3 protein-coding genes are annotated in these 3,880 nt (G+C 49.2%); all 3 read right to left on the minus strand.

Annotated elements, in window-relative coordinates:
* Positions 1-122: 122 nt before the first annotated feature.
* Entirely contained in the window at positions 123-1,226 is a 1,104-nt protein-coding gene (locus QMA09_RS16910; RefSeq protein WP_290213976.1) for a Fic family protein, read from the minus strand.
* A 359-nt stretch (positions 1,227-1,585) separates the two neighbouring features.
* Positions 1,586-2,191 (minus strand): transposase, encoded by a 606-nt coding sequence (locus tag QMA09_RS16915; RefSeq protein ID WP_290213977.1) that lies wholly within the window; start codon positions 2,189-2,191, stop codon positions 1,586-1,588.
* 4 nt (positions 2,192-2,195) lie between these two features.
* Positions 2,196-3,764, minus strand: coding sequence for a YifB family Mg chelatase-like AAA ATPase (locus QMA09_RS16920; RefSeq protein ID WP_290213978.1), 1,569 nt, complete (start codon positions 3,762-3,764; stop codon positions 2,196-2,198).
* Positions 3,765-3,880: the final 116 nt, after the last annotated feature.

The raw sequence follows: 3,880 nt of genomic DNA on the forward strand, positions 1-3,880 counted from the left end.
GCATGTCTTAAGTGGTTCTATTTTTTGTCCGTAGTGGTTCTAAAATTTGTCTCAGGTGGTTCTTTTAGATGGCTATATGCATATGAAAACCAGCCATCCTCAAAACTGAGGATGGCTGGTTTTTATTCCTTCATAATGGAAATCAAATCATAGAAATAATAGCGCCGGTTTCGCTGGCGGTCATTTCCGAAGATCATGTTTTGCTGGACCAGTTCTTTTAAAGCGTTGCGGATGGTCACCGGTGCCAGACCTGTAATCTTTTCCAATTGTTTCACGTCTGCAATCGGCGCTGTGAACATAGCAGTCCAGACTTTTTTTGTGGAAGGCTGCGTCAAGCGATCCACCCCTGTCTGATAAAGCTCCTCTGCTTGATGAAGTTTACTGTACTGATGGTCAGCCATTTTTATGGTTGCATCCAGAAAAAAGCTGATCCAACTCTTCCAATCCGGAGAAGGCTTATCAATTCCTCTCACTCCATTCAGCAAAGCATAATATTTAAACTTCTCACTTTCCAATTCTTCACTTAAGAAGAAGTAAGGAGTTTCTATCAATTTGCTTTGCAACAAGTAGAGAACGATTAAAATCCGGCCTAACCGCCCATTTCCATCTAGGAAAGGGTGGATGGATTCGAATTGGGCATGAATAATCGCCGCCTTGATCAGGGGATGCAAGTCATCCGGCTTTTCTTGTGTATAAGGGTTTCCATTGATAAATAACTCGAGATTGGTCATGTATTGATCCATCAGTTGTGGTTCTGGAGGGATGTAAGCCGCGTCTTTCATTTGGTTGGTTGGACCGATGAAATTTTGGACACGTCGATACGTCCCGGCAGCCCCGGCAGATCCTCGGGCATTTTTCATCAGTGCTTCATGTATTTGCCGGATAAGCCGTTCGCTCAAGGGGTACCCGGTTTGAACCGCCTCTATCCCAATCTCAAGAGCAGTTTGGTAATTTCGGACCTCAATTTTCTCCCAATCTTCTTTATGCTCCAATTGATCCTCCAGCATGTCGTGAAAAGTAACCTGTGTTCCTTCGATTCTGGTGGATTGGACTGATTCCATCAGTGTCAGCAATTCCAGAAAGGATTGGTTCACGACTGAGTAGCGCAGCTTTTCCTTTAATTTCTCTAACTTTGTAGAAGCGGAAACAACTTTTTTATAGAAAAACAGTTCGGTTTCACTATCAAATTCAACCGGCAATAGAGGCAAGGAATAAGGCAGTTTCATCGGATCACCTCCAATTTGATGTGTAAATCATATATATTTATATCTTAACATGTTATATGGAGAGATAACGATATTTTATTAGCGAAAAATATCGTTATTTTCTTAAAATCATAGAAAACGTTCTCCTGTGGCGTAAAATTCACGCCCTATAATCGCGTCCCTGTGTAAGACACAATTGACCTTATTCAGTTAACATGAATAACCAAAAGACCGCCTTCACTGAAATCAAGGGATTTCGAAGGCGGTCTTTGTGTTTACAATCGGCATGCTAACTATTCATAAGTGCGCCGTACACAGGGACGAAATGGGAACAGCTGGAAAGAAGGTCAACCAGCTTCTGCTCAAAGACCAGCGCAATCCTACATCACAGGCGGCTCCATGTCTTCTATGTGCGGATCTTCCTCGGCGTTCTGCTGGTACGTCAGGCAATAGATGCAATAGGCCTGGTTTGTGTTGTCAAACGGCGGCGGCAGCAAGCCCCGCAAGATCTTCCGGTCCAAAAAGGGCGGAGCGAGGAGCGCATCCTCCCAGTAGAGCGGGAACGAACTGTATGGATACTGTTCCAAGCGCTCCACCATCGGCACCTTCGTCTGGATCGGGTTGCGGTGGATGTAAGAGCTGACCACAAGCAGGCCGAGCCGAGAATCGACTTCCTTGGCAAAATAACGCTTCTGGTAGATGCGGCCGATATGGCGGTAGCGCTTGGCATAGGATGCGCTGTACCGCCGGTTGATAAGGCTCATGATCTTATGAAGCGGATCCCGCTCCGCTTTGATCAGCAAGTGGTAATGGTTCGTCATGAAACAATACGCCAGCAGCGTGAACGGATAATCGGCGTGGACATGCAAAAAGGCGCGTTTCAGTTCGAACATGTCCTCTTTCGTCTTGAAAATCGGCTGCCGGTTGTTGCCGCGCATGATGACATGGTAATACGAATTCGGATTGAACTCTCTGCGGCGCGTCAACGCATCACCGCATCAGCGAGCCATGGACATGGGACGCACGAATCTTCCATTTCAGCGCTTCGTCCACCGACGCATCTGATATCGCCTCTTCCCCTGAGACATCGGCAATGGTGCGCGCGAGCCGCAGGATTTTCAACGCGGAGCGGCTGCTGAGCTTTTCCTGTGAGCTGACCAGTTGGATACGCGAGAGCTGCGGAGCACTGAAAAAGACCTTTTCTTCGAAGAGCTTGATCGGCACAATGGCATTCGTATAATTGGCGCCGTAACGGATGCGCTGCCGGTTGCGGGCGTCTGACACCGTTTTGCGAATCGCATCCGAAGGCTCGCCTGTGTCCGTCTCGAACACGCCCTGGTTTTTCATGCCCAGCACAAAGTCGACCCGGTCGATAATCGGACCGGTAATCTTTTGCATATACTTCAAGCGCACTTTGTCGCCGCACGTGCAGTATTTCTCGTGCGAGCCGTAATAGCCGCAGGGGCACGGGTTCGTCGCGGCAATCAAATTGATCGTCGCCGGGAACTGGTCGGACCCTTCGACGCGGTTCACCACCGCAAAGCCGCTCTCGAGCGGCTGCCGCAGCGTATCGATGACGCGCCTCGGAAAATGCCCCAGTTCATCGAGGAATAACACACCGCGATGAGCGAGCGACATTTCGCCGGGTTTCGGAAAACGGCCGCCGCCGATGATCGCCCCTTCGGAAGAAGAATGATGGGGGCTGCGGAACGGTGGGCGCTCCGACAAGGAACGCGCCTGTTTCGCCATTTGGTAGATGCTATAGACTTCCAGCACTTCGTCATGCGTCAAATCCGGCAAAATCGTATGGAACGCATTGGCCAGCAGGCTTTTGCCGCAGCCGGGCGGTCCGCTCATCAATACGTGGTGTCCGCCAGCTGCCGCAAGCAGCAAAGCGCGTTTCGCTTCCGCATGTCCGCGGATGGCCGAAAAGCAGACGTGCGGGACTTTTTCGGTTTCTTCATGGATCGTTTCGAGTGGGAGCAAGGTCAGTTCTTCGTCCAACAGGGAAGGGGTTCCTTTCAGATGGGAGAGCAGAGAAGGCATGTCCGGCATGCGGATCAATTCAACATCCGCAGCTTGCGCAAAGAGGGAAATTTCGATTGGTGGAATGTAAATCCGTTTGAATCCCAGCAGAATCGCCTGGTGGATAGTGGGGATCATGCTGTGGAACGTCGTCAGTTCGCCGTTCAGCGTTAACGCTGCAATGACGCAGGTCTTGTCCGGTATGATAACCGGCTGCTTCGCCATCGCCTGCAATACTGCGAGCAGCATCGCCGCATCATACGAAGTCCCCTGTTTTTTCACATCCGCCGGCGACAAATGGATCGTAATCTTTTTCATGTCAATGTCGGCACCCAGCGCATGCAGGCAATTCAAGATCCGCTCTTTTGATTCCTTGATCGACACATCCGGCAAACCGATGATGACGCATTGTTCCTTATCTTCCCGGACCGTCGCTTCGATCCGGATGACTTGGCCGGCCAGTCCCTTCATGCCGACGCTGTAAATGTAATGGCTTATTGGAATCCCTCTTCTCTCCGAGATAGTGGCGTACAAATTAAGTATAATAGAAAGAAGATTTATTGTCTAAATAATCTGTCATTGTAAAACAGCAAACAAATTTGTTTTTCTTAATTGGGGGAAATAAACATATTCTGTTTAGTGTAATAAGT

The organism is Planococcus sp. APC 3906 (genome assembly GCF_030407685.1).
GTDB lineage: Bacteria > Bacillota > Bacilli > Bacillales_A > Planococcaceae > Planococcus > Planococcus koreensis.